Below are 4,366 nucleotides of genomic sequence, written 5' to 3'. Positions count from 1 at the left end.
ATTGCGTTTCTTCGCTAACTGACAGAGCTGGTTCGTCGTCTTCTGGCCCTGCTTGGCGGCAATGCTTTGGAGTCTGGTTTTGCGTTTGTTCCAATACTGGTTGATAGATTTAAGTTTACGACCGTCCATGAGGAACGACGTCCCTGTATTGGTAACGCAGGCGGCCAGATTGTCCAGGCCCAAGTCGATAGCCAGGACACGGTCTGACGAGGTTTTCACCGGTTCTGAGTCCTGTAAGTAGCAATACTGAATCTTGAAATACCGTCCGCCATACATGGGACAGATGCGGACTTCCTTGATTTTCTTATCCTTCAGCCTGTCAGGAACAGGAATCCGAATCCGATGACCATTATGGCGTTTCATATATTCACGGCTCATCGGCACGGTTAAGAAGCCATTCTTAATGGTAATAGCGTTCGTCGACAAGATAAGATTGAAGAGACCGCCTTTTTCACGATAGTGTGGCAGGCAGACAGCCTTTGAACCATAGTCACCTGACTTGACTTTCTGCAAAAGCCCGAAAAAAGAACGAAAACTACGGTCGGCTACTTTCAATATCTGTTGAGAAACACCAGCCTGCAATAAGCTGTAATTTTCATTTTTCTTGCAGACATGGCAATTTTTTTCATACCGCAAGAATTGCTGGGTATCGAAATAATGCTGCCGAATCGTATAGACCGCTACATTGTACAGATTATTACTGTATTGGCACATTTCCCGGAGCATCGTATAGTCTTGTTTCGCCAAGCCGCGGATGACATTCGATTGCGTCAAGTACATCTAGGATTCACCTCCTCTGTTATCTACCATTATACTGTAGACGAAGTGAAAAGGCTAAGATGGAAAAGACATAGGGTGGATTTCTCAGGCATCGAACCTGCGAAATCCATCGCCATTGATGCCCCTACCTAAGAGGAAGGAGTCTTCTGGCGAAACTATGATAAAGCAGGCCGTCCGCCTTGGATAGGGACGGAAACATCTTGTTATGAGGAAAAATTCGCTCCATTTATAGATATATGAAGAAAAAGTACAGAGTTTTTTGTGTCAAGGAGAAAAAATTATGATAGAATAAGGGGGTACATATACAGAGTATACTAATTTGAGGAGGTGCGCCGATAATGATGAAGCGGAATATCGTTCTCGTCGGCATGATGGGGAGCGGCAAGAGTCATATTGGCCGCAAGCTGGCTCAGCGCCTCGGCTGGCAATTTGTCGATACGGACCGGCGTATTGAACGGGCTGTGGGCATGACCATTGCCGAGTTCTTTGCGAGCTCCGGGGAAAAAGTGTTTCGCGAACGAGAAATCAATGTCCTGCAGCAAGTCAGCCGCTATCATGAAGCTGTCATTTCCTTTGGCGGCAATTTTCCTATGAATGTCGGTACTTATCGAATCCTGCATCGCCATGGGTTTATCGTCGCCTTATTGTCTGAACCGTTCCGCGTGGAAGAACGGGTCAGCCGCCATATAGGCAAGCGGCCGACTGTCGACTATGAAAATCTTCATGATTTCGTCCACACGATGATGAAACAGTGGGAAGAGGTCTATCCGTACTGCGACTGCGTCATTGATACGACGCGCGGGGGAGCATCACAGATCGTCGAATCCATTGTCCATAAAATCAACGAAAGGCATGTGCAATTCATTGCCAGGGAAAAAAAGGAGATTGATGAAAAATGATCAACAAAATCGGAGTATTGACCAGCGGCGGGGATGCCCCCGGTATGAATGCGGCTATCCGCGGCGTCACGCGGTATGCCATTCAGAAAGGCCTCACGGTGGAAGGCATCATTCGCGGTTATGAAGGGCTGCTGAGTCATGAAACGCGTCCCTTGGGCCGTCGTGATGTCGGCGCTATCATCCATCGCGGTGGTACCATGCTTCGGACAGCCCGCTGCCTGGAATTCAAAAAAAAAGAAACGCAGAAAAAAGCCGTTGCTTATTTGCGTGAACTGGAAATAGATGCTCTCGTCGTCATTGGTGGCGACGGTTCCATGCGTGGTGCCCAGGCACTGAGCCGGTTGGGATTCCCGACGATTACGATTCCGGGCACCATTGATAACGACATGATGGGGACGCAGTATACCCTGGGCTTCGACACGACGGTCAACACCGTCCTGGAATCGGTCAATAAAATCCGCGATACGGCCTTCTCCCACGACCGCGTCGCCGTCATCGAAGTCATGGGCCGTGAAGCCGGTTTCATCGCCCTCAACGCCGGCATGGCTTCCGGCGCCGAAGCGGTCCTGGTCCCGGAACATCCCGTCGATCTGGCTGCCCTCTGCCGTCACCTGGAAGAATCGCACCGCATGAAGAAACTGAGCAGCATCGTCATCGTCGCAGAAGGCGCTGCCAAAGGGGCGGACGTCGTCGATTATATCAAGGAACATACGTATTTGTCGCCGAATCTGACCGTCCTCGGCTACGTTCAGCGCGGCGGGGCCCCGTCGGCTTACGATGCCATCATGGCCGGCCGTTTCGCTCAGAAAGCCGTCGACAGCCTGCTGGCTGGCACGTATAACTGCGTCGTCGGCCTCATCGACAACCGCGTCGTAGCGACACCGTATTCGGAAGCCGAAGCCCTGCGCTATCCCATCGACGAAAACCTGTTCCACCTCGTCCATCTCCTGGGGAGATAGGCGTTCGTGGCTCGTAGTTTGTGGCTCCCTTGATAGGGGAGCTGTCAGCATAGCTGACTGAGAGGTTTGGAAAGAGGTTGTCGCATGAAGGTTCTCGCCGTCATGCGACAACTTTTTTTAGTGCAACGTCTCCGGCCCTTAAGGCCACCTCCAGCTCGGCGCTCCCTTTTGGCAACTGGCCTGCTCTTTCCTGCGGTCAGCACCTGACAGGTCCCAAAGGGCCTATGAAGGGAGACAGGGAAAATGCGTTGACATCTTATAAATATGCACGTATAATAGAGTAGCGTATATATTATCATATGTTATAGAGTGTCATTTAGAGGAGTGTTATCATGTCGTTTGATTTTAGTCTGATTTGGAACTCATTGCCCCTGTTGTTGGCAGGTGCCGGTGTCACTATTGAAATCACGGCAATCGCTGTCGGCCTGGGTTTCATTTTCGGCCTGATTACCAGTGTGTGCCGCTTGTCGGGCGTCAAGACTTTACAGGTCATTGCCGTCTGCTACGTCAATATTATCCGTGGTACGCCTATGCTGGTCCAGATTTTCCTGATTTATTTTGCCCTGCCGATGGTCATTGGCGAACGCATCAACCCCTTCGTCGCTGCCGTCGCTGCCTGCTCGATCAACAGTGGTGCTTACGTTTCGGAAATCTTCCGCGCCGGGATCCAGTCCGTTGATAAAGGCCAGATGGAAGCCGGCCGTTCCCTGGGCTTGTCGTGGATGCAGACCATGCGCTATGTCATCATGCCCCAGGCTTTTAAACACGTCATCCCGCCGCTGGGCAACGAATTTATTTCCATGACCAAGGAAACGTCCCTGGTTTCGGTCATCGGCTTTGAAGAATTGACCCGCCGCGGCCAGCTCATCATAGCCAAGACCTATGGTTCTTTTGAAATCTGGCTGACTGTCGCTGCTATTTACCTGGTCATGACTTTGACCATTGCCCGTCTCGTAAGCTATTTGGAACGGAGGTTCGCAACGGATGATAGAAATTAAAGGTTTGAAAAAAAGTTTTGGCAAGCACGAAGTCCTGAAGGGCATCGACTTGACCATTCAAGATAAAGAAGTCGTCGTCATCATCGGCCCGTCCGGTTCCGGCAAGAGTACGATCCTGCGCTGCATCAACTATCTGGAACAGCCGACGGCTGGGGAAATCATCGTCGACGGCATCAGCATGAGCGATGCCAAGAGCATCAACAATATCCGCAAGGAAGTCGGCATGGTTTTCCAGCGCTTCAATCTCTTCCCGCACATGACGGTCTTGCAGAACATCATCTTGTCGCCCATGAAGACCCGCGGTGAAAGCAAGGATGAAGCGACGAAGACGGCTATCCAGCTCTTGGAAAAAGTCGGCCTGGCCGATAAGAAAGACGCCTATCCCGAAACTTTGTCCGGCGGTCAGCAGCAGCGTGTGGCCATTGCCCGCGCCCTGGCCATGAAACCGAAGTTCATGCTCTTCGATGAACCGACATCGGCATTGGACCCGGAAATGGTCCGCGAAGTATTGGACGTCATCAAGAATTTGGCCAAAGACGGCATGTCCATGGCCATCGTCACCCACGAAATGGGCTTTGCCCGGGAAGTCGCCGATCGCGTCCTGTTCATCGACGAAGGGAAAATCCTGGAACAAGGGAAGCCGGATGACATCTTCTTCCATCCGAAAGAAGAACGGACGAAACTGTTCTTGTCGAAGATATTGTAGGAGAAGTGCGCCCTAGGGGGCGCA

Annotated in this window: 5 protein-coding genes; 4 read left to right on the top strand and 1 reads right to left on the bottom strand. The window is 51.3% G+C overall.

What is annotated here, in order from left to right; genetic code table 11:
* Positions 1–780: RNA-guided endonuclease InsQ/TnpB family protein (locus WMO23_RS10965; RefSeq protein WP_349174068.1), on the bottom strand; the 780-nt coding region annotated here is incomplete at its 3' end.
* A gap of 338 nt (positions 781–1,118) precedes the next feature.
* Here WMO23_RS10965 and WMO23_RS10960 point away from each other — a divergent pair.
* The 4 genes from WMO23_RS10960 (at position 1,119) to WMO23_RS10945 (ending at position 4,342) form a co-directional block, all read left to right on the top strand.
* Positions 1,119–1,679, top strand: a complete 561-nt coding sequence (locus WMO23_RS10960; RefSeq protein ID WP_020311105.1) for a shikimate kinase — start codon at positions 1,119–1,121, stop codon at positions 1,677–1,679.
* A complete protein-coding gene (gene pfkA / locus WMO23_RS10955; RefSeq protein ID WP_292108355.1) occupies positions 1,676–2,638 on the top strand; it encodes a 6-phosphofructokinase in 963 nt (320 codons plus the stop codon). Before WMO23_RS10960 ends, pfkA begins: the two co-directional genes overlap by 4 nt.
* 332 nt (positions 2,639–2,970) lie before the next feature.
* Positions 2,971–3,636, top strand: coding sequence for an amino acid ABC transporter permease (locus WMO23_RS10950; RefSeq protein ID WP_020311102.1), 666 nt, complete (start codon positions 2,971–2,973; stop codon positions 3,634–3,636).
* Positions 3,623–4,342, top strand: coding sequence for an amino acid ABC transporter ATP-binding protein (locus tag WMO23_RS10945; protein ID WP_020311101.1), 720 nt, complete (start codon positions 3,623–3,625; stop codon positions 4,340–4,342). The genes WMO23_RS10950 and WMO23_RS10945 overlap by 14 nt, the downstream gene beginning before the upstream one ends.
* Positions 4,343–4,366 lie beyond the last annotated feature (24 nt).

The sequence above is a fragment of the Megasphaera intestinihominis genome (genome assembly GCF_040096415.1).
GTDB classification, from domain to species: Bacteria; Bacillota; Negativicutes; order Veillonellales; family Megasphaeraceae; genus Megasphaera; species Megasphaera intestinihominis.
The sequence above is the reverse complement of the archived record's forward strand: the minus strand, read 5'-3'. Positions and strand labels throughout refer to the sequence as shown.